The 18,860-nt window shown below is 72.7% G+C and carries 15 protein-coding genes and 1 pseudogene; 12 read left to right on the top strand and 4 right to left on the bottom strand.

The window, feature by feature from the left end; genetic code table 11:
• Positions 1-25: 25 nt before the first annotated feature.
• From ACIBI4_RS14690 to ACIBI4_RS14680, 3 genes are read left to right on the top strand one after another with little or no spacing between them, the layout of a single operon-like run.
• The gene (locus ACIBI4_RS14690; RefSeq protein ID WP_399204317.1) at positions 26-1,576 is read left to right on the top strand and encodes a 4-coumarate--CoA ligase family protein; all 1,551 of its coding nucleotides are present in this window, start codon (positions 26-28) and stop codon (positions 1,574-1,576) included.
• A 40-nt stretch (positions 1,577-1,616) separates the two neighbouring features.
• Positions 1,617-2,351: an enoyl-CoA hydratase family protein gene (locus tag ACIBI4_RS14685; protein WP_399204180.1), complete on the top strand. Its 735-nt coding sequence runs from the start codon at positions 1,617-1,619 to the stop codon at positions 2,349-2,351.
• Positions 2,339-2,962, top strand: coding sequence for a TetR/AcrR family transcriptional regulator (locus tag ACIBI4_RS14680; protein ID WP_399204179.1), 624 nt, complete (start codon positions 2,339-2,341; stop codon positions 2,960-2,962). Before ACIBI4_RS14685 ends, ACIBI4_RS14680 begins: the two co-directional genes overlap by 13 nt.
• A gap of 51 nt (positions 2,963-3,013) precedes the next feature.
• On the opposite strand, the gene pdxH is transcribed toward ACIBI4_RS14680, so the two are convergent.
• Positions 3,014-3,712 carry a pyridoxamine 5'-phosphate oxidase gene (gene pdxH / locus ACIBI4_RS14675; RefSeq protein WP_399204316.1) on the bottom strand — a complete coding sequence of 233 codons (699 nt, stop codon included), beginning with the start codon at positions 3,710-3,712 and terminating at the stop codon, positions 3,014-3,016.
• 289 nt (positions 3,713-4,001) lie between these two features.
• Here pdxH and ACIBI4_RS14670 point away from each other — a divergent pair, with 289 nt between their 5' ends.
• From ACIBI4_RS14670 to ACIBI4_RS14655, 4 genes and pseudogenes are all read left to right on the top strand, one after another.
• A complete protein-coding gene (locus ACIBI4_RS14670; RefSeq protein ID WP_399204178.1) occupies positions 4,002-5,096 on the top strand; it encodes a citrate synthase 2 in 1,095 nt (364 codons plus the stop codon).
• Positions 5,097-5,669: 573 nt separating this feature from the next.
• Positions 5,670-7,082 (top strand): family 2B encapsulin nanocompartment shell protein, encoded by a 1,413-nt coding sequence (locus ACIBI4_RS14665; protein WP_399204177.1) that lies wholly within the window; start codon positions 5,670-5,672, stop codon positions 7,080-7,082.
• Positions 7,042-8,255: pseudogene (locus ACIBI4_RS14660) on the top strand (family 2 encapsulin nanocompartment cargo protein terpene cyclase). Before ACIBI4_RS14665 ends, ACIBI4_RS14660 begins: the two are co-directional and overlap by 41 nt.
• Before the next feature lie 5 nt (positions 8,256-8,260).
• Positions 8,261-9,187: a geranyl diphosphate 2-C-methyltransferase gene (locus ACIBI4_RS14655; protein ID WP_399204176.1), complete on the top strand. Its 927-nt coding sequence runs from the start codon at positions 8,261-8,263 to the stop codon at positions 9,185-9,187.
• A gap of 44 nt (positions 9,188-9,231) precedes the next feature.
• Here the strand turns inward: ACIBI4_RS14655 and ACIBI4_RS14650 are convergent, their stop codons facing one another.
• Complete coding sequence (locus ACIBI4_RS14650) at positions 9,232-9,804, bottom strand: GNAT family N-acetyltransferase (RefSeq protein ID WP_399204175.1); 573 nt, start codon at positions 9,802-9,804, stop codon at positions 9,232-9,234.
• A 189-nt stretch (positions 9,805-9,993) separates the two neighbouring features.
• Between ACIBI4_RS14650 and ACIBI4_RS14645 the strand changes: the two genes are divergently transcribed.
• On the top strand, positions 9,994-11,427 hold the full coding sequence (locus tag ACIBI4_RS14645) for a PAS domain-containing protein (RefSeq protein ID WP_399204174.1): 1,434 nt from the start codon (positions 9,994-9,996) through the stop codon (positions 11,425-11,427).
• 36 nt (positions 11,428-11,463) lie between these two features.
• Here ACIBI4_RS14645 and ACIBI4_RS14640 read toward each other — a convergent pair whose 3' ends face one another.
• Positions 11,464-12,228, bottom strand: coding sequence for an SIS domain-containing protein (locus tag ACIBI4_RS14640; RefSeq protein ID WP_399204173.1), 765 nt, complete (start codon positions 12,226-12,228; stop codon positions 11,464-11,466).
• A 232-nt stretch (positions 12,229-12,460) separates the two neighbouring features.
• On the opposite strand from ACIBI4_RS14640, the gene ACIBI4_RS14635 reads away from it, so the two are divergent.
• Both ACIBI4_RS14635 and ACIBI4_RS14630 read left to right on the top strand, forming a co-directional pair.
• The gene (locus ACIBI4_RS14635) at positions 12,461-13,153 is read left to right on the top strand and encodes a metal-dependent transcriptional regulator (protein WP_399204171.1); all 693 of its coding nucleotides are present in this window, start codon (positions 12,461-12,463) and stop codon (positions 13,151-13,153) included.
• A 578-nt stretch (positions 13,154-13,731) separates the two neighbouring features.
• On the top strand, positions 13,732-14,592 hold the full coding sequence (locus ACIBI4_RS14630) for an alpha/beta fold hydrolase (RefSeq protein WP_399204170.1): 861 nt from the start codon (positions 13,732-13,734) through the stop codon (positions 14,590-14,592).
• A 70-nt stretch (positions 14,593-14,662) separates the two neighbouring features.
• Here the strand turns inward: ACIBI4_RS14630 and ACIBI4_RS14625 are convergent, their stop codons facing one another.
• A complete protein-coding gene (locus tag ACIBI4_RS14625; protein ID WP_399204169.1) occupies positions 14,663-15,331 on the bottom strand; it encodes a bifunctional DNA primase/polymerase in 669 nt (222 codons plus the stop codon).
• Positions 15,332-15,572: 241 nt separating this feature from the next.
• Between ACIBI4_RS14625 and ACIBI4_RS14620 the strand changes: the two genes are divergently transcribed.
• Both ACIBI4_RS14620 and ACIBI4_RS14615 read left to right on the top strand, forming a co-directional pair.
• Complete coding sequence (locus ACIBI4_RS14620) at positions 15,573-16,988, top strand: transcriptional regulator (RefSeq protein ID WP_399204168.1); 1,416 nt, start codon at positions 15,573-15,575, stop codon at positions 16,986-16,988.
• Between the two features lie 121 nt (positions 16,989-17,109).
• Complete coding sequence (locus tag ACIBI4_RS14615; RefSeq protein WP_399204167.1) at positions 17,110-18,729, top strand: hypothetical protein; 1,620 nt, start codon at positions 17,110-17,112, stop codon at positions 18,727-18,729.
• The last annotated feature ends 131 nt before the right edge of the window (positions 18,730-18,860 follow it).

The raw sequence follows: 18,860 nt of genomic DNA, 5'->3' as shown, positions 1-18,860 counted from the left end.
CGGCCGTACGGAGGACTCGACGATGGTGTTCCGCAGCGAGTACGCACCTGTACCACCCGTAGAACTGGCCATCCACGACGCCGTATTGGGAGGGGCCGCCGCCTACGGCGAGGCGCCCGCCCTGATCGACGGCGTCGAGGGCAGGACGCTCACGTACGCGCAGCTCGACGGCTTCCACCGCAAGGTGGCCGCCGGGCTCGCGGACGCCGGGGTGCGCCAGGGCGACGTGGTCGCCCTGCACAGCCCCAACACCATCCTGTGGCCGGTCGCGTTCTACGGGGCGACCCGGGCGGGCGCCACCGCCACCACCGTCCATCCGCTCTACACGCCCGAGGAGTTCGCGCGGCAGCTGCGCGACGCGCAGGCGAGCTGGATCATCACGGTCTCGCTGCTGCTGCCCGTCGCGCAGGCCGCCGCCGAACTCGCGGGCGGCATCCGGGAGATCATCGTCTGCGACGAGGCGCCGGACCACCGCTCACTCCTGTCGATGGTCATGGCGGACCTCCCGGAGCCCGCCGTCACCATCGACCCCGCCACGGACCTCGCGGTCCTGCCGTACTCCTCCGGCACCACCGGCGTCCCCAAGGGCGTCATGCTCACCCACCGGTCCATCGCCACGAACCTCGCGCAGCTCCATCCGACGATGCCGATGGGCCCGGGCGACCGCATCCTCGCGGTGCTGCCGTTCTTCCACGCGTACGGACTCACGGCGCTCCTCAACGCGCCGCTCGGCCACGGCGCCTCGGTGGTCGTGCTCCCCAAGTTCGACCTCGAAGCCTTCCTCACCGCCATCGAGAAACACCGCATCACCGGCCTGTACGTGGTCCCGCCGATCGCCCTCGCCCTCGCCAAGCACCCGGTCGTCGACCGCTTCGACCTCTCCTCGGTCCGTTACGTGATCAGCGCCGCCGCACCCCTGGACGGCGCCCTCGCCGCCGCCTGCTCGGCCCGTCTCGGCGGCGTCCCGGTCGGCCAGGGCTACGGCATGACGGAACTCTCCCCGGCCACCCACGTCACCCCGATCGACGGCCCCATTCCGCACGGCAGCGTGGGCAAACTCCTGGCCGGCACCGAGATGCGGATCGTCTCCCTCGACGACCCCGCGAAGGATCTCGGACCGGGCGAGGAGGGCGAGGTGGTGTTCCGTGGCCCGCAGGTGATGCACGGCTACCTCGGCCGCCCCGACGCGACCGCCGCCATGATCGACGAGGACGGCTGGCTGCACACCGGCGACATAGGACGGGTCGACGAGGAGGGCTGGCTGTTCATCGTCGACCGCGTCAAGGAACTCATCAAGTACAAGGGCTTCCAGGTCGCCCCCGCCGAACTCGAAGCACTCCTGATCGCGGACCCGCGTATCGCGGACGCGGCGGTCATCGGCGTCTACGACAAGGACGGCAACGAGTACCCGAAGGCGTTCGTGGTCCGCGCGGACCCGTCCCTCACGGAGGAGGACGTGCAGGCGTACGTGGCCGGGCACGTGGCGCCGCACAAGAAGGTCAGGGAGGTCGCGTTCATCGAGTCGGTCCCGAGGGCGGCCACCGGCAAAATCCTCCGCAGGGAACTGCGGGAGTAGGTTCCCGGTTCACGCAGCCGCACCCACCCGAGAGGCCCCTGTGAAGCACATCAGCCGTACCCACGACCGCGGCATCACCACCCTCACCCTCACCTCGCCCCACAACCGCAACGCCCTCTCCGCCGACCTCGTCGGCGAGCTCGCCACCGCCCTGCGCCGCGCCGCTGTCGACCAGGACGTGCGGGCCGTCGTCCTGACCCACGAGGGGCCCACGTTCAGCGCGGGCGCCGACCTCAAGTCCCCGGCGAACCCGTACGCGTTCGTCGACCTGCTGCGCGCGATCGTCGAACTCCCCAAACCCGTCGTCGCCCGCGTGAACGGCTCCGCGCGGGCCGGCGGCCTGGGGCTGCTCGGCGCCTGCGACCTGGTCCTGGCCTCCGCCGATTCGACCTTCGCGTTCACGGAGGTCCGGATCGGCGTGGCCCCCGCGATCATCTCCCTGACCCTGCTGCCCCGTATGGACGCACGGGCCGCGAGCCGCTACTACCTCACCGGCGAACGCTTCGACGCCGCCGAGGCCGCCCGGACCGGCCTGATCACCATGGCCGCCGACGACGTGGACACGGCGGTACGCGAGGTCTGCGAGACCTTCCGCAAGGCCGCACCGCAGGGGCTGGCCGAGGCGAAACGCCTTGTCACGGCTAGAGTCCTGGAAGCCTTCGAGCGCGACGCGGAAGACCTGGTGCAACGGTCGGCCACGCTCTTCGCCTCCGCCGCCGCCCGCGAAGGCATGACCGCCTTCTTCGAACGACGGGACGCTCCATGGGTGCTGTGACCAGGGCCGCCACGACCCCGGCCGACCGCACCCCGAAACAGGACCGCACCCCCAAGCAGGACCGCAGCCGCGCCACCCGCCGGCGCCTCCTGGAGGCAGCCGTCGCCTGCCTCGCCGAGCTCGGCTGGGCCCGCTCCACCGTCTCCGTCGTCGCCGAACGCGCCGGCGTCTCGCGCGGCGCCACCCAGCACCACTTCCCCACCCGCGAGGACCTGTTCACGGCCGCCGTCGAGTACGTCGCCGAACAGCGCTCCGACGCCCTGCGCGAGGTCTCCGCGAAGACCCGCGCCGAGGTCGTCGCCGCCCTCGTCGACCTGTACACCGGGCCCTTGTTCCGGGCCGCACTCCACCTGTGGGTCGCCGCGTCCCACGAGGAGCAGCTGCACGCCCGGGTTGCCGAGCTGGAGGCCCGCGTCGGCCGCGAGACCCACCGCATCGCGATCCGCCTCCTCGACGCCGACGAATCACGCCCCGGCGTCCGCGAAACCGTCCAGGGCCTCCTCGACATGGCCCGCGGCCTGGGCCTCGCCAACGTCCTCACCGACGACACGGGCCGCCGCGACCGCGTCGTGGCGCAGTGGGGCAAGCTCCTCGACGAGGCGCTCGGCTGAGGAAACCCGGCCGCTGCCGAGGAACCCGGCCGCTGCCGAGGAACCCGGCCGCTACGGAGCCAGCCGCTCCACCCGCCACCCGTCGCCCTCGGCGACATACCGCAGCCGGTCATGCAACCGGTTCTCGCGCCCCTGCCAGAACTCCACCGCCTCGGGCACGACGAGGAACCCGCCCCAGTGCGGCGGCACCGGCACCGGCTCGCCCGCCGGATAGCGCGCCGCCAACTCCTCGTACCCACGCTCCAGTTCCGCGCGCGAGCCGATCACCGAGGACTGCGCGCTCGCCCACGCCCCGAGCTGCGAGCCGTGCGGACGCGACGCGAAGTACGCCTCCGTCTCCTCGCGGGTGACCCGCTCGGCGCGCCCGGTGACGTTCACCTGCCGGGCCATCCGATGCCACGGGAACAGCAGCGAGACCGCCGGGTTCGCCCCGAGCTCGCGGGCCTTGCGCGAGGTGTAGTTCGTGTAGAAGACGAAGCCCCGGACGCCGTACGCCTTCAGGAGCACGGTCCGTGCGCTGGGCCGGCCGTCGGTGTCGGCGGTCGAGACGACCATCGCGTTCGGCTCGTCGAGCCCCGCGGACGCGGCCTCGGCGAACCAGCGGCCGAACTGGCTCATCGGGTCCGCCGCGAGGTCACCCTCCAGGAGCGGTGTGGTGCGGTACTGCTCGCGCATGGCGGCGGGATCGGGTCCGCCGGTCCCGTCCGCAGGGTTGCGGTGCTGATCGTTCACGGCGTCATCCTGTCGTATCGCGGGCGCCGTCACCCTGCCGCACCCGGCGTCCCGCACGAGTGTGGTTCGCGGCACTCAGTGCCAGCAACTCTCCCCATCGGTGGCACCAAGGGATATCGTCCTGGCCCACGGGGCATCACCGGGGTGGCCGAGGACGGACCGCGAGTCGAGAGAGACCGCGTAACCGGACTGCGGCAGCCCACTTCTGACCGTCGGTCACCACCGCAGCATCACCCGCAGCATACGAGCCGCCAGCGCACCCGAACCGTTCCTGACCATCACGACAAAATCGTTGAGGAGCCGCCAGATGTCCGACTTCGTACCTGGGCTTGAGGGGATCATCGCGTTCGAGACGGAGATCGCCGAACCGGACAAGGAAGGGGGCGCGCTCCGCTACCGCGGCGTCGACATCGAAGACCTGGTCGGCCATGTCTCCTTCGGCAACGTCTGGGGCCTCCTCGTGGACGGCGCCTTCAACCCGGGTCTCCCGCCCGCCGAACCCTTCCCGATCCCGGTCCACTCCGGCGACATCCGCGTCGACGTGCAGTCAGCGCTCGCCATGCTCGCCCCGGTCTGGGGCCTCAAACCGCTCCTCGACATCGATGCCGAGCAGGCCCGCGACGACCTCGCGCGCGCCGCCGTCATGGCCCTCTCGTACGTCGCGCAGTCCGCGCGCGGGCAGGGGCAGCCGATGGTGCCGCAGCGGGAGATCGACAAGGCCGCGTCCGTCGTCGAGCGCTTCATGATCCGCTGGCGCGGTGAGCCCGACCCGAAGCATGTCGCCGCCGTCGACGCGTACTGGACCTCCGCCGCCGAACACGGCATGAACGCCTCGACGTTCACCGCGCGCGTCATCGCCTCGACCGGCGCCGATGTCTCCGCCGCCCTCTCCGGCGCGGTCGGCGCGATGTCCGGACCGCTGCACGGCGGCGCGCCCTCCCGCGTCCTCGGCATGATCGAGGAGATCGAGCGCACCGGGGACGCGGAGGCATACGTCCGCAAGACCCTCGACCGCGGCGAACGCCTCATGGGCTTCGGCCACCGCGTCTACCGCGCCGAGGACCCGCGCGCCCGCGTCCTGCGCCGCACGGCGCGCGAGCTGGGGGCGCCGCGGTTCGAGGTCGCGGAGGCCCTGGAGAAGGCGGCCCTCGCGGAACTCCACGCCCGCCGCCCCGACCGCGTCCTCGCCACGAACGTGGAGTTCTGGGCGGCGATCGTCCTCGACTTCGCGGAAGTCCCCGCGAACATGTTCACGTCCATGTTCACGTGCGCCCGTACGGCGGGTTGGTCGGCGCACATCCTGGAACAGAAGCGCACGGGCCGGCTGGTCCGGCCGTCGGCCCGGTACGTGGGGCCCGCGTCCCGGGGGCCGGAGGCGGTGGAGGGGTTCGAGGCGTCGTAACCGCAGACACACGCAGACGACCCGCGGTCTCGGGTTCCCCTGGGGGAGCCGGCCGGACGTACCGGCGAGACCGCGGGTCGGGTGACTGCTGGGATTGGGCCGGCTGTGCGGATCGCTCCCGCACTGGTCCGGCACCGCACATTGAAACGACGACGGGCCGCTAGCCCGCAGTCACCTCACGCGTCCGGTTGTCATACATCTGCCGAACCACCTCCCTTCTCGTGTGCACCACACATTAGGAAGACCTCCGGGCCCGTACAACCGGTTTTTCGACGCCTATACCGAACTCTCCGGTCAGCCGTGCGACCGCCCGGCCGGATCCTGGCGCGTTTGCGCCCCGGCGATGCGGGCCCGGCCCGGGACACCGGGCCGGAGAAGGGCCGAATCGGGGCCGAATTCCGCTGGTGTCCGGGAAACACCGTCAGGTCATGATCAACGGATCGAGTTAATGTGCCCGGCTTCCCATGGTCTGCGGGGCAGCGCGACTCCTAGCGTCGAGGTGGATCCGGACGTGCCCGTACCGCCCCGGACACGACGTTCCCTCACCGCTCTGAACAAGGAGAACGCGCACCGATGACTGTCGACTCGAGCCCGCAGACGCAGCCGGAGACACCTCGGCCATCAAGCCTCGGCACGGCGGCGGCCCGCAACCTCGCCACCACCACCAAGTCCGCCCCGCAGATGCAGGAGATCACCTCCCGCTGGCTCCTGAAGATGCTGCCCTGGGTGGAGACCAAGGGCGGCGTGTACCGCGTGAACCGCCGGCTGACGTACACCGTCGGCGACGGACGCGTGGAGTTCGTCCAGGACGGCGGCGACGTCCGCGTGATCCCCCGCGAACTCGGCGAACTGGCCCTGCTCCGCGGCTTCGACGACGTCGGCGTGCTGACCGCACTCGCCGACCGCTGCGTCCAGCGCGACTTCCTGGCCGGCGAGACGCTGGTGGAGCGCGGCGCGAGCGCCGACCGGCTGCACCTCATCGCCCATGGCCGCATCAGCCGGACCGCCGCCGGCGAGTACGGCGACGACGTCGCCCTGGACGTCCTGGCCGACGGCGACCGGTTCGGGGACGACGCCCTCCTGGACGGCAGCGGGCCTTGGGAGCACACGGCCACCGCCGAGACCGCGGGCACCCTCCTCACCTTGTCGCGCGCCGACTTCGAGGCGGTGCTCGCCACGGCGCCCGCCCTGCGCGACCACATCGCACGCTTCACCGCGCTGCCCCGCCAGCGCCAGAACCACCGCGGCGAGGCGGAGATCGCGATGTCGGCCGGGCACACCGGCGAGCACGGACTGCCCGGCGCGTTCGTCGACTACGAACTCGAACCGCGCGAATACGAACTCTCGGTGGCCCAGACCATCCTGCGGATCCACACGCGGGTCGCCGACCTCTACAACGAGCCGATGAACCAGACCAAGGAGCAACTCCGGCTCACCATCGAGGCGTTGCGCGAGCGCCAGGAGCACGAGCTGGTCAACAACAGGGAGTTCGGCCTGCTCCACAACGCCGACTTCAAGCAGCGCCTCCAGCCGTACTCGGGGCCGCCCACGCCCGACGACCTGGACGAGCTGCTCTGCCGCCGCCGCGGGTCGAAGTTCTTCCTCGCGCACCCGCGGACCATCGCGGCGATCGGGCGCGAGTTCAACGCCCGCGGGCTCTACCCCGACCATGTCGACCTCGGCGGCCAGCAGGTTCCGGCCTGGCGCGGGGTGCCGATCCTGCCGTGCAACAAGATCCCCATCACCAAGGAGGGGACCAGTTCGGTCCTGTGCATGCGTACCGGCGAGGACAACCAGGGCGTCATCGGGCTGCACCAGACGGGGCTGCCGGACGAGTACGAGCCGGGTCTTTCGGTGCGGTTCATGAACATCGACGAGCAGGCCGTCACGTCCTACCTCGTCAGCACGTACTACTCCGCCGCGATCCTCGTGCCGGACGCGGTCGGTGTCCTGGAGAACGTGCAGATCGCCCGCAGGCCCAGGTAGGGCAAGCCCGCCCGTCCCACGAAGGAGCCCACGTTGCCCGCGCACTTCCTCGCCGGGGCCGCGGCCCGTGCCCGCGACATCATGGCCGTCACCGGCGAACGGCCCGGCACACCACCCGCACCGCCCGGCGCTCCGGTCACGGTCGTCCCGGCCCCGGTCGTCCCGTCCCCGTCCCCGTCCGGCAGCACGGTGGCGGGCCGGGCGATCCCCGGGCTCTACCACCACCCGGTGGCGGAGCCCGACCCGGCGCGCGTCGAGGAGGTCAGCCGGAGGATCAAGGCCTGGGCGCTGGAAGAGGTCCATCTGTACCCCGAGGAGTGGGAGGAGCAGTTCGACGGCTTCTCCGTGGGCCGCTACATGGCCGGCTGCCACCCGGACGCCCCCACCGTCGACCACCTGATGATCGCCACCCGCCTGATGGTGGCCGAGAACGCGGTGGACGACTGCTACTGCGAGGACCACGGCGGTTCGCCCGAGGGCCTGGGCGAACGCCTGCTCCTGGCCCACACCGCGCTCGACCCGCTGTACACGACGGAGGAGTACCAGGAGCCCTGGGCGCAGTCGCTGCACTCGGACGCACCCCGGCGCGCCTACCGCTCCGCGATGGCCTACTTCGACCAGGCGGCGAGCCCCTCCCAGAGCGACCGGTACCGGCACGACATGGCGCGCCTGCACCTGGGCTACCTCGCCGAGGCGGCCTGGGCGCAGCAGGACCACGTACCCGAGGTGTGGGAGTACCTGGCGATGCGCCAGTTCAACAACTTCCGCCCCTGCCCGACCATCACCGACACCGTCGGCGGCTACGAACTGCCGGCGGACCTGCACGCACAGCCCGCGCTGCAGAAGGTCATCGCGCTCGCGGGCAACGCCACGACGATCGTGAACGACCTCTACTCGTACACCAAGGAACTCGCCGCTCCCGGACGGCACTTGAACCTGCCCGTCGTGATCGCCGAACGCGAGGGCCGCTCCGCCCGGGACGCCTATCTGAAGGCGGTCGAGGTCCACAACGAGCTCATGCACGCCTTCGAGCGGCACGCCGCGGCCCTGGCCGCCGACTGCCCGGTCCCGGCCGTGCACCGCTTCCTGCGCGGCGTGGCCGCCTGGGTCGACGGCAACCACCACTGGCACCGGACCAACACCTACCGCTACAGCCTGCCCGACTTCTGGTAGCAAGAATGGACTCATCTGTGACCAGCGTGACCAGCACGTCCAGCACCGAGCGCTCCGCCACCGCCACCGCCACCGCCCCGCCCACCGTGTCCGTCCCCGGCCCGGCGACCCCCTACCAGGGCGACATCGCGCGCTACTGGGACGGCGAGGCCCGGCCCGTGAACCTGCGGCTCGGCGACGTCGACGGTCTCTACCACCACCACTACGGCATCGGCGACGTCGACCGCGCCGCGCTCGGCGACCCCGAGGACAGCGAGAGCGAGAAGAAGCTGATCGCCGAGCTGCACCGGCTGGAATCGGCGCAGGCCGACGCCCTCCTGGACCACCTCGGCGCCATCAGCAGCGACGACACCCTGGTCGACGCGGGCTGCGGGCGCGGCGGTTCGATGGTGATGGCGCACCAGCGCTTCGGCTGCAAGGTCGAGGGCGTCACGCTCTCCGCCAAACAGGCCGACTTCGCCAACCGGCGCGCCCAGGAACTCCGCATCCAGGACCATGTCCGCGCCCGCGTCTGCAACATGCTCGCCACACCCTTCGGCACCGGCGAGGCCGCGGCCTCGTGGAACAACGAGTCGAGCATGTACGTGGATCTGCAGGACCTCTTCGCGGAGCACTCCCGCATCCTGGAGGTCGGCGGCCGCTATGTGACCATCACCGGCTGCTGGAACCCGCGCTACGGCCAGCCCTCGAAGTGGGTCTCCCAGATCAACGCGCACTTCGAGTGCAACATCCACTCGCGCCGCGAGTACCTGCGCGCCATGGCCGACAACCGCCTCGTCCCGCAGGCCGTCGTCGACCTCACCCCCGCCACGCTGCCCTACTGGGAGCTGCGGGCCACCTCCTCGCTGGTCACCGGGATCGAGGAGGCGTTCATCAACTCGTACAAGGACGGCTCGTTCCAGTACGTCCTCATCGCCGCCGACCGGGTCTGAACCGCGGCCGGCGGGCCCGTCTCCACAGGGGGACGGGCCCGCCGCTACTTCAGGTCGAGCCGCATCAGCACCCGCGGATGCCCCGCGAGCACCGACGTCGTGTCCGCAGCCCAAGTGAAGCCCGCGCGCTCGAAGTTCTTGCGCAGACCCGCGTACGCCATCGTCAGATCCACCTTCGCGTCACCGTTGTCCAAGGGGTACGCCTCCACGGCCGGGGCGCCGTGCTCGCGGGCGAAGGCGACGGCGCCCTCGATCAGCGGGTGGGTGATGCCCTGTTTGCGGTGGCCGGCGCGGACCCGGATGCACCACAGGGACCAGACCGGCAGGTCGTCCACGTGCGGGATCTTGCGGTTGCGGGCGAACGTGGTGTCCGCGCGCGGGGCCACCGCGGCCCAGCCGACCGGGGTGTCGCCGTCGTACGCGAGGACGCCCGGCGGCGGGTCGGCGCGGCACAGGCCCTCGACGTAGGCGGCGCGTTCGGGCGGCGTCAGCGCGTTGGCGATCTTCGACGGGACGCGGTAGCTGAGGCAGAAACAGACGTTCGCGGTGGGGGACTTGGGGCCGATGACGGCACGTACATCCTCGTAGACGGTGGCCGCGCGGACGGTGATGGTCATGAGGCCAGGCTGGCACGGAGGGGCCGGGGCGGCCCGGTGATGTGGCCGGGACGTTGCCGGGCTGCAACGATTTCCGCGAACCCGGTGTGGGCTGCGTCACGTTCGAGTTGAATGATCCGTGTGCGGTGCGCGCCCGGCGAGGGAGCGGCGCGGGCCGGCCGTTGGACTCGACCTGCAGGGGGTGGCCAGGTGAGTGCTTCCCGGCGCAGTGGGACTGCGCGGCCCGCGGATCCCGGGGATCCCGGAGATCCGGACGAGGGTCCGGGGGGTGCCGATGGCGCCGATGTTCCAGGGGCGTCCGGCGGTCCCGGGTCCGCCGAACTCCTTGCCGCGCTCCTCGACGGGATGGACGCGGCGCTCTGCGCGTTCGACGCGGACGGTGTGGTGACGCACTGGAACCGCGAGGCGGCCCGCATCCTCGGCTGGAGCGCTCAGGACGCGGTCGGCCGGCGCGGGTTCGCGGGCTGGGCCGTACGGACGGCCGACGCGGACGAGATCGAAGGACGGCTGCTCGCGGCGATGCACGCGCCGGGGCGGCAGGTGCATGAGTTCGCGCTGGTGACGAAGGACGGCGGGCGGGTCCTCGTCCGGACCCAGTCGGCGGCCGTGCCCGGCCCCGACGGCAAACCCGCGGGGCTGTACTGCGCGTTCAGCGAGGTGCACGCGCAGATCGACCTGGAGCGGTCCATCGCGTTGAGCGAGGCGCTGTTCGACGACGCGTCGTGGGGCGTCGTCCTCGTCGACGCGGACCTGCGCCCCGCCGTGGTGAACGCGCACGCCGCGCGGGCCCTCGGCGTGGGACGCACCGCGGTGCTCGGGCGGCCGCTCGGGGAGCTGCTGACGCAGGGCGTCGAGGAGTTGGAGAGCGCGCTCACCCATGTCCTCGCGGAGGGCGCGCCGCCCGCGCCCGCGGAGCTGTGGGTGTCGGTGCGCGGCACCGCCTCCGGTGCGGCGGAGCGGCGGTGCTGGCGCAGCGGCTTCCTGCGGCTCGGCTCGCCGCTGGCGGAGGAACCCGTGCCGCTGGGCGTCGGCTGGCTGTTCCAGGACGTCACGGAGGCGAAGGTCCTGGAGCAGGAGGCGGCCCAACTGCGCTTCCGCAGCAACCAGTTGCACCGCGCCGGACGCGCGGCGGGGGAGTGCGAGGACCCGATGGAGGCGGCGACCGTCCATCTGGACTTCGCGCTCGCGGGCTTCGCCGACCACGCGCTGATCGACCTCGCGTCGTCGCTCGAACCGGTGCGCCTGGTGCGCGCGGCGGCCAGCCCGGTGGGCTCGCCCGGGCCGGTGCTCCCGGTGCCGGTCGCGGGGATCCCGGTGCGCTATCCGGAGGGGCACCCGGCGCTGCAGTGCGTGCACCGGACGGGTTCCGTACGGGCTTCGGCGGGCGCGGCGTCCGCGGAGGCGGCAAAGGGCTGGGCGACGGCGCGCCAGTGGCCGGACCCGACCGTGCACGCGCTGTGCGCGGTCCTGCGGAGCCGGGGGCGCACGCTGGGGGTCGTGACGTTCCTGCGCAGCGGGAGCCGTCCGGCCTTCGAGCGCTCCGACGCGACGTACGCGGAGAGCGTGGCGGGCCGTGTGGCGGGCGCGGTGGACCTGGCGGGGCTCGGCCCGGCGGGAGGGTGACCCCACCGGGCCCGGGCGCCGCCCGCCCGTGAACCGTCAGTGCCGGTAGAAGATCCGGTCGCCGTACTCGGTCAGGATCCGGCCGTTCCACTCGTGGCCGCCGTCCACGTTGCCCGAGCGCAGCAGCGGCGGCTCGATGCCGCGGGCGGCGAGCTCGCCGGCGGCCGAGGCGAGCGTGGCCTGCAGGAGCGCGCTGGTGACGACCGTCGAGGCCGGGGCGAACGGCGCCTCGATGCCGTCCGTGGTGAGCTCCGCGTCCCCGACCGCGATCTTGCTGTCGAGCACCACGTCGCAGTGGTCCTTCAGGAAGGTGCCGGAGACGTGCCGCGAGCGGGTCTCGGTGGCGTACGCGACCGAGGTCACGGCGATCACCCGCAGCCCCAGGGCCTGGGCGTTCATGGCCATCTCGACCGGCAGCGCGTTGCGGCCCGAGAGCGAGATGATCACCAGTACGTCGCCGGGCTGGGCGGGCGAGGAGTCGAGCACGGCGCCCGCGAGGCCGTCGACCCGCTCCAGGGCGGAGCCCAGCGTGGCGGGCATGACGTCGACACCGACCACGCCGGGCACGGCGAGCAGGTTCATCAGGGCGAGTCCGCCCGCGCGGTAGACGATGTCCTGCGCGGCCAGCGAGGAGTGGCCCGCGCCGAAGGCGAAGAGCCGCCCGCCCGCCTCGACGGTGTCGGCGATCAGCCCGCCCGCGGCCGCGATGTGCGCGGCCTCCTCGTCGCGCACCCGCTCGAGCAGGCCGATGGCCGCGTCGAAGTACTGGTCGGCGAGCTTGTTCTCGCGCGTAGGGCTCATCGCCTGGTGCCCCTTTCCGGGGGTGGGTGCCAACGTGCCGCGGATCACGTTGCGGTCTGGACCAAGCCGCTGTCAATACGGGACGGGGGCGCCGTATGCCCGGAAAAGGCACCTGGAACCCGGGCCGTACGACGGTTCCGGGACCGGGAATCTCCGGCGCGGCACGGTTGTCAGTCCGATGCGTAACAATTGAGCCCAGGGCCAGCGCGACGAACTTCATCGAGGGGCACGTATGTCCGGACTGATCGACACCACGGAGATGTATCTCCGCACCATCCTCGAGCTCGAGGAGGAAGGTGTGGTCCCCATGCGCGCCCGGATCGCCGAGCGCCTCGATCAGAGCGGTCCGACGGTCAGCCAGACGGTCGCGCGCATGGAGCGCGACGGTCTCGTGTCCGTGGCGGCGGACCGCCATCTGGAGCTGACCGACGAGGGCCGCCGCCTCGCCACGCGCGTGATGCGCAAGCACCGCCTCGCCGAGTGCCTGCTCGTCGATGTGATCGGTCTGGAGTGGGAGCAGGTGCACGCGGAGGCCTGCCGCTGGGAGCACGTGATGAGCGAGGCCGTGGAGCGCCGCGTCCTCGAGCTGCTCCGGCACCCGACGGAGTCGCCGTACGGCAACCCGATCCCGGGCCTGGAGGAGCTGGGCGAGAAGGCCGAGGCCGACCCGTTCCTGGACGAGGGCATGGTCTCCCTCGCGGACCTGGACCCGGGCGACGAGGGCAAGACCGTGGTGGTCCGCCGCATCGGCGAGCCCATCCAGACGGACGCGCAGCTGATGTACACGCTGCGGCGCGCGGGCGTGCAGCCGGGCGCGGTGGTCAGCGTGACGCCGGCCGCGGGCGGGGTGCTCGTGGGCAGCAGCGGCGAGGCCGCGGAGCTGGATGCCGAGGTCGCCTCGCACGTCTTCGTCGCGAAGCGCTAGGCGCACCGGACGACGCAGGTCCCAACTGCCTCGGGCGCCACGGCAGTTGGGGAAAGCGTTTTCAAGATTCACGGACGGATTCGCCCCGCGCGGGCGATTTAGGTGCGAGGCTGTCCGTAAGGCATGGATCTGAGGGCTCTTGACCGCGTGGGCACCGGTGAGGGAGGGGCGGGAGGATGTGCCGTACAACCCGCCGTACGGAGACGGCGCACGCCTGCCCCACCCCGGTAGCCGTCTCCGCCGCGTCACCAGGCCGCCGCACAGCAGAGGGCCCCGGCACCTCGCGGTGCCGGGGCCTGTCCTCCCCTGCGCTGACCCGGAGCCCCGAGCTCCCAGGGTCAGCCCCGTCGGACCGGTTTCCCCGAGCGGTCCGCCTCCCGCAGAAGATCTCCCCTCGGCCGCGCCGGTCAATCCTTGAGCGCGGTCACTCGAACGAGGGGTGTTGCCCCGCGAAACAGCAGTTTCGAATGGGGGTTCGATAACGTGGCCGTACGTTGGACCGTACGGCAAGGGTTCCAGGGAGCAGGACGGCAGCAGCAGGACGGCAAGAGGCCCGAGCGAGGGGGGTGCCAGGACGTATGGTGCGGCGCATCGATGTGACCGGAGCGGGTGGCGTGCGCCTGGCCGCCTGGGAGTTCGCCGATCCCCCGAAGGATGACCAGCGGCGCTCGGAGCCCGGTGTGCTGTTACTCCACGGCCTCATGGGCCGCGCCTCGCACTGGGCGGGATCGGCCCGCTGGCTCGCCGAGCGGCACCGCGCGGTCGCGCTCGACCAGCGCGGGCACGGCCAGAGCGACAAGCCGGCCGGCGGCCCGTTCACCCGCGAGGCCTATGTGGACGACGCCGAGGCCGCGCTCGAACAGCTCGATCTCGCCCCCGCCGTCCTCATCGGCCACTCCATGGGAGCCCTCACCGCCTGGCAGCTCGCCGCCCGCCGCCCCGACCTCGTCAGCGGCCTCGTCATCTGCGACATGCGGGCCTCCGCGCTCGGCGCCGCCTCGCAGCGCGAGTGGTCCGACTGGTTCCGCGCCTGGCCCGTCCCCTTCGCCACCCTCGCCGACGTCCGCAAATGGTTCGGCGAGGACGACCCGTGGGTCGAGCGGCCCAATCCGGCGCGCGGCACGTTCTACGCCGAGGTCATGACCGAGTCCGAGGAGGGCTGGGGCCCCGTCTTCGACCGCGAGCAGATGCTGCACACCCGCGAGACCTGGGTGTACGACGCGCACTGGGAAGAGCTCGCCCAGGTCCAGTGCCCCACGCTCGTGGTCCGCGGACTCGACGGCGAGCTGGGCCGCGCCGAGGCGCAGGAGATGGTGCGGGTGCTGCCCCGCGGGAAGTACGCGGAGGTGCCCGACGCGGGCCACCTCGTGCACTACGACCAGCCGGAGGGCTGGCGCGCCGTCGTCGAACCGTTCCTCGACGGGGTGCTCACGGGCTGAGGCAGCGGGCGGACACCGCCCGCCCGGCCCCTCGCCTCAGCGCCTGCACACACGCGGGCGCGCCGGCGCCTCAGCGCCGGGCCTCGCGCCCGCACGCATACGCCAGCGCGCTGATCAGCTCCTCCGCGTCCGGCAGCCAGCGGTTGGCGGGGGTGGGGCGGCGCGCCCACTGGGCCGCGCCCTGCGAGCCGAAGCGGGTCGGCGGGGCGGCCACCCAGTCTCCCTCGCCGAGGGTCCGCAGATCGAGCGCGGCGGGCGGCCAGCCCAGCTTCCGTACGAGCTCGGGGACCTTCGCGGCCGCGCCCGGCAGCACGAAGAACTGCATCCGGCGATTGGGCGTGAGCGTCACCGGGCCCAGCGTCAGCTCCATCCGCTCGAGGCGGGCCAGGGCGAGGAAGCCCGCGGTCTCCGGGACGTCGATGGCGTCGAACGTGCGCCCCGTCGGCAGCAGGATCGAGGACTTGGGCTGCTTCGACCACAGCCGGCGCGCGACCGTGGCGCTGCCGGTGGCCTGGGTCGCCCAGTCCTCGCGCGCCGGGTGGGCGCCGGGCAGGGCGCACGCCGGGGCGTGGCACGAGCAGGATTCGGTACCGGAGGCGTCCTCGCGGACCTCGAGCCACGTGCCCGGGAACACATCCCAGTGGCGCTCCTCCGCATACCGCACGGCGGTGTCGAGCAGCGACTCTCCGCGCTGCTGGGGGATCCGGTCGGTCGCTGCGGGGGTGATGGTCTCTTCCACGGCGTGTTCAACTTCGGCCGTCACCCCGGGTTACGGGCTCCGCGCGCGCCGCCCAGGCGCATCGATCCTGCATACGGGGCGCATGGGTGCATGGGCGGGGGCGCGCGTGCGGATCAGCCGCGGGGATGGGTAGCCACGTGTGAGGGGTCGGTCACGGGCTGTACGGATGCCTGCATCTTCCCCTCCGTACCTGGGCATTGATCGCATCAGTGATCATTTCGGCGCACACAGGGGGTACGTCATGGCCGCAAGGCCTCTCGTGGCGCGGCAGCCGAACGAACGGCTGCAGGCGCTCATCCAGGAAGCCGGCTGCTCCAACGCCGGGCTCGCGCGCCGGGTGAACATGTGCGGCGCGGAGCACGGACTCGATCTGCGCTATGACAAGACCTCCGTGGCCCGCTGGCTGCGCGGGCAGCAGCCGCGCGGGCGGGCACCCGCGATCATCGCGGAGGCGCTCGGCCGCAAGCTCGGGCGGACCGTCACGATCGACGAGATCGGGATGGCCAACGGCAAGAACCTCGCGTCGGGCGTCGGCCTGCAGTTCTCGCCGACCGTGCTCGGGGCGATCGAGCAGGTCTGCGAGCTGTGGCGCAGCGATGTGGGGCGGCGCGACTTCCTGTCCGGTTCGTCCGTGGCCGCGTCCGCGCTCGTCGAGCCCAGCAGGGACTGGCTCATCACGGCGATGGACCAGCAGGTCGCCCGGTCCGCCGGGGCGCGCGTGGGGACCGCGGACGTCGCGGCGGTCAAGGCGATGACCGAGGCGCTCACGCAGCTCGACCATCAATTCGGCAGCGGGCACGTCCGCCCCGTGGTCGTGCATTACCTCAACTCCGTGGTGTCCGGGCTGCTCGCCGGCTCGTACCGGGAAGCGGTCGGGCGCGAGCTCTTCGCGGCCGTGGCGCGGCTCACGGAGCTCGCGGGCTACATGGCCGTCGACACCGGCCAGCCGGGCCTCGCCCAGCGCTACTACATCCAGGCCCTGCGCCTGGCGCAGGCCGCCGGCGACCGTGGCTACGGCGGCTACGTCCTGGCCGCCTCCATGAGCCACCTCGCCGCCCAGCTCGGCAACCCGCGCGAGATCGCGCAGCTCGCCCGGGCCGCGCAGGAGGGGGCGCGCGGGCGGGTCACGCCGCGCGCCGAGGCGATGTTCTACGCGGCCGAGGCGCGCGGGCACGCGCTGCTCGGTGACGCGCGGGCCACGCAGGCCGTCGTGGCGCGGGCCGAGGCGGCGATGGAGCGGGCGGAAGGGGACGCGTCGTCCTCCGGCTCCTCCTCGGGCTCCGGCTCGGGCGACGACCCTGTATGGATCCGTCATTTCGACCGGGCGTATCTCGCGGACGAACTCGCCCACTGCTACCGGGACTTGGGGCAGGCCGAGGAAGCCGAGCGGGCCGCGCGCGCCTCGCTCGACGGGCACCCCGCCACACGGGTGCGGCGGCGGGCCATCGGCCTGGTGCTGCTCGCCTCCGCGCAGGTGCAGCAACGGGAGGTCGAGGAGGCCTGCCATACGGGGATGCGGGCGGTGGAGCTGCTCGGTTCGCTGCGCTCGAACCGCGGGGCGGAGTACCTGGACGACCTCCAGACCCGCCTCGAACCCTTCCGGGAGGAGGCGGTGGTACGGGAATTCGGGGCGCGCCTGGACATCCAGGCGGCGTGAGTCCGCGTCGCAGAGTCGTCAATTGGGGCTAAAGGGGCGGATCGGAGCTGCGTATCGGGGTGGGGTGGGGAGCCGGTAGCGTGTCCGGCGATTCGAGCGTTCCCCATTGGTAGGAGTCCCGGTGACGCAGAGCGGACAGGGCCCGGAGTCCGAGCGGCCCGCCCACGAAGGCGTCGTGCTGCCCGCCGACGGCGGACAGCCCCTGCTGCCCGGCCAGGGTGCGGACCCGTCGTCGTACGGCCAGGGTGCAGAACCGTTGCTGCCCGGTCAGGGCGCCGCCGACCCCGCGGTGCCCGCGGGCGGTCAGCCGTGGGGTGAGCCCTGGGGGCCGGAGCCGACCCCCGCCGCCGGACAGGCGTGGGGTGCGCCGGAGGTGCCCGGGGCTGCGGCGGGTGCGGGCGGTCCCGGCTCCCCGGGCGGTACCGGCGGCCCGGGGATGGACGCGGACGCCACGCAGTACATATCCCCGGTCCAGGCGCAGGCGCAGGCCCATGCCCAGCCGCCGTTCCCGCCTCAACAGCACGCACAGCCGCAGGCCCACGCTCACGGGCAGCCCCAGCTGCAGCCCCAGCCCCAGCCCCAGATGCAGCCGGATCCCCACGCCCAGCCGCCGCTCCCGCCCCAGCAGCACGCTCAGCCCCAGCACGCCCAGCCCTCGGTCGACGAGGCCGCGACGCAGATGATCCCGCCCGTGATGGGCGGCCCGGGTGCTCCCGGTGTGCCGCTGCCCCCGCAGACCCCGCCCGGCGCGCTCCCCCCGGAGCAGTCCGCCGAGTCCACGTACATCCTCGGCGGCCAGGCCGCGCAGCCCCCGGTGCCGCCCACGGCACCCGTTGCACCCGTTGCGCCCGATGCCCAGGCCACCCAGTACCTGCCGCCGGTCCCGCCCGCGCCGACCGGAGCCCCGTACGGCATTCGGCCCGGGGCGCCCGAGGACCGGCAGCCGCCGGCCGAGTTCGACAGCCTGTTCCGCAGCGAACCGGCCGACTCCACCCAGCAGATGCCGCGCTTCGAGGAGCCCTCGCGCCCCCGGGCCGCCTCCCACCAGGCCCCCGCCGGCGGTCGCGCCGCCGCGCGGCGTGGCGCGGGCGGCGGTGGCGGCAACGGGCCGTCCCGTAACCAGATCCTCGCCGTCGTCGGTGTCGGGATCGCTGTCGTCGGGATCGCGGCCGGCGGGCTGATCGGGCTGCTCGGCGGGGACGACGACGGCGGCGAGAAGGATCCGGAGCCCGCGGCCGCCACGGCCCCGGCGGAGAAGTCCTCGTCCGCGCCGCCCGCCGTCGACCCGGCGAAGACGCAGGCCCAGGCGCTGGACAAGCTGCTCGCCGACTCCAACAACAGCCGGGACGCGGTGATCCGCTCCGTCGAGGCGATCAAGACCTGCAAGAACCTGGGCCAGGCCGCGACGGATCTGCGGGACGCCGCCCGCCAGCGCACCTCGCTGGTGACCCGGCTCGCGCAGCTCAAGACGGACAAGCTGCCGCAGCAGCAGCAACTGCGGGACGCGCTCAACAAGGCCTGGAAGGCGTCCGCCTCGGCGGACAACCACTACGCGGCCTGGGCCGACCAGGTGGGCCAGAAGAAGGGCTGCCCGAAGGGGCAGGCGCGGGCGACGAACCAGACCCGCGCCGCGAACAAGGCCAGTGGTGACGCGACGAACGCGAAGAACGAAGCGGCTCCGCTGTGGAACGAGATCGCCGAGCAGTGGGGTCTGCCGAACCGCACGCCTCAGCAGCTCTGAGCACGACGGGCACACACGACACAGCAGGACAGCAGTGCGGGGGGGGGGGGGGGGGGGGGGGGGGCCCCCCCCCCCCCACCCCCCCCCCCCCCGCGCCCGCCCCCCCCCCCCCCGCGCGCGCGGGGGGTAGG

This window comes from Streptomyces sp. NPDC050418, from assembly GCF_044458745.1.
Lineage (GTDB): Bacteria > Actinomycetota > Actinomycetes > Streptomycetales > Streptomycetaceae > Streptomyces.
This window is presented reverse-complemented; position numbering and strand designations above follow the sequence as displayed.

Coding starts and splice junctions, on each gene's coding strand:
- ACIBI4_RS14680 (WP_399204179.1), top strand. CDS start 2,339: ATGGGTGCTGTGACCAGGGCCGCCACGACCCCGGCCGACCGCACCCCG.
- ACIBI4_RS14670 (WP_399204178.1), top strand. CDS start 4,002: ATGTCCGACTTCGTACCTGGGCTTGAGGGGATCATCGCGTTCGAGACG.
- ACIBI4_RS14665 (WP_399204177.1), top strand. CDS start 5,670: ATGACTGTCGACTCGAGCCCGCAGACGCAGCCGGAGACACCTCGGCCA.
- ACIBI4_RS14655 (WP_399204176.1), top strand. CDS start 8,261: ATGGACTCATCTGTGACCAGCGTGACCAGCACGTCCAGCACCGAGCGC.
- ACIBI4_RS14650 (WP_399204175.1), bottom strand. CDS start 9,804: ATGACCATCACCGTCCGCGCGGCCACCGTCTACGAGGATGTACGTGCC.
- ACIBI4_RS14640 (WP_399204173.1), bottom strand. CDS start 12,228: ATGAGCCCTACGCGCGAGAACAAGCTCGCCGACCAGTACTTCGACGCG.
- ACIBI4_RS14635 (WP_399204171.1), top strand. CDS start 12,461: ATGTCCGGACTGATCGACACCACGGAGATGTATCTCCGCACCATCCTC.
- ACIBI4_RS14630 (WP_399204170.1), top strand. CDS start 13,732: ATGGTGCGGCGCATCGATGTGACCGGAGCGGGTGGCGTGCGCCTGGCC.
- ACIBI4_RS14620 (WP_399204168.1), top strand. CDS start 15,573: ATGGCCGCAAGGCCTCTCGTGGCGCGGCAGCCGAACGAACGGCTGCAG.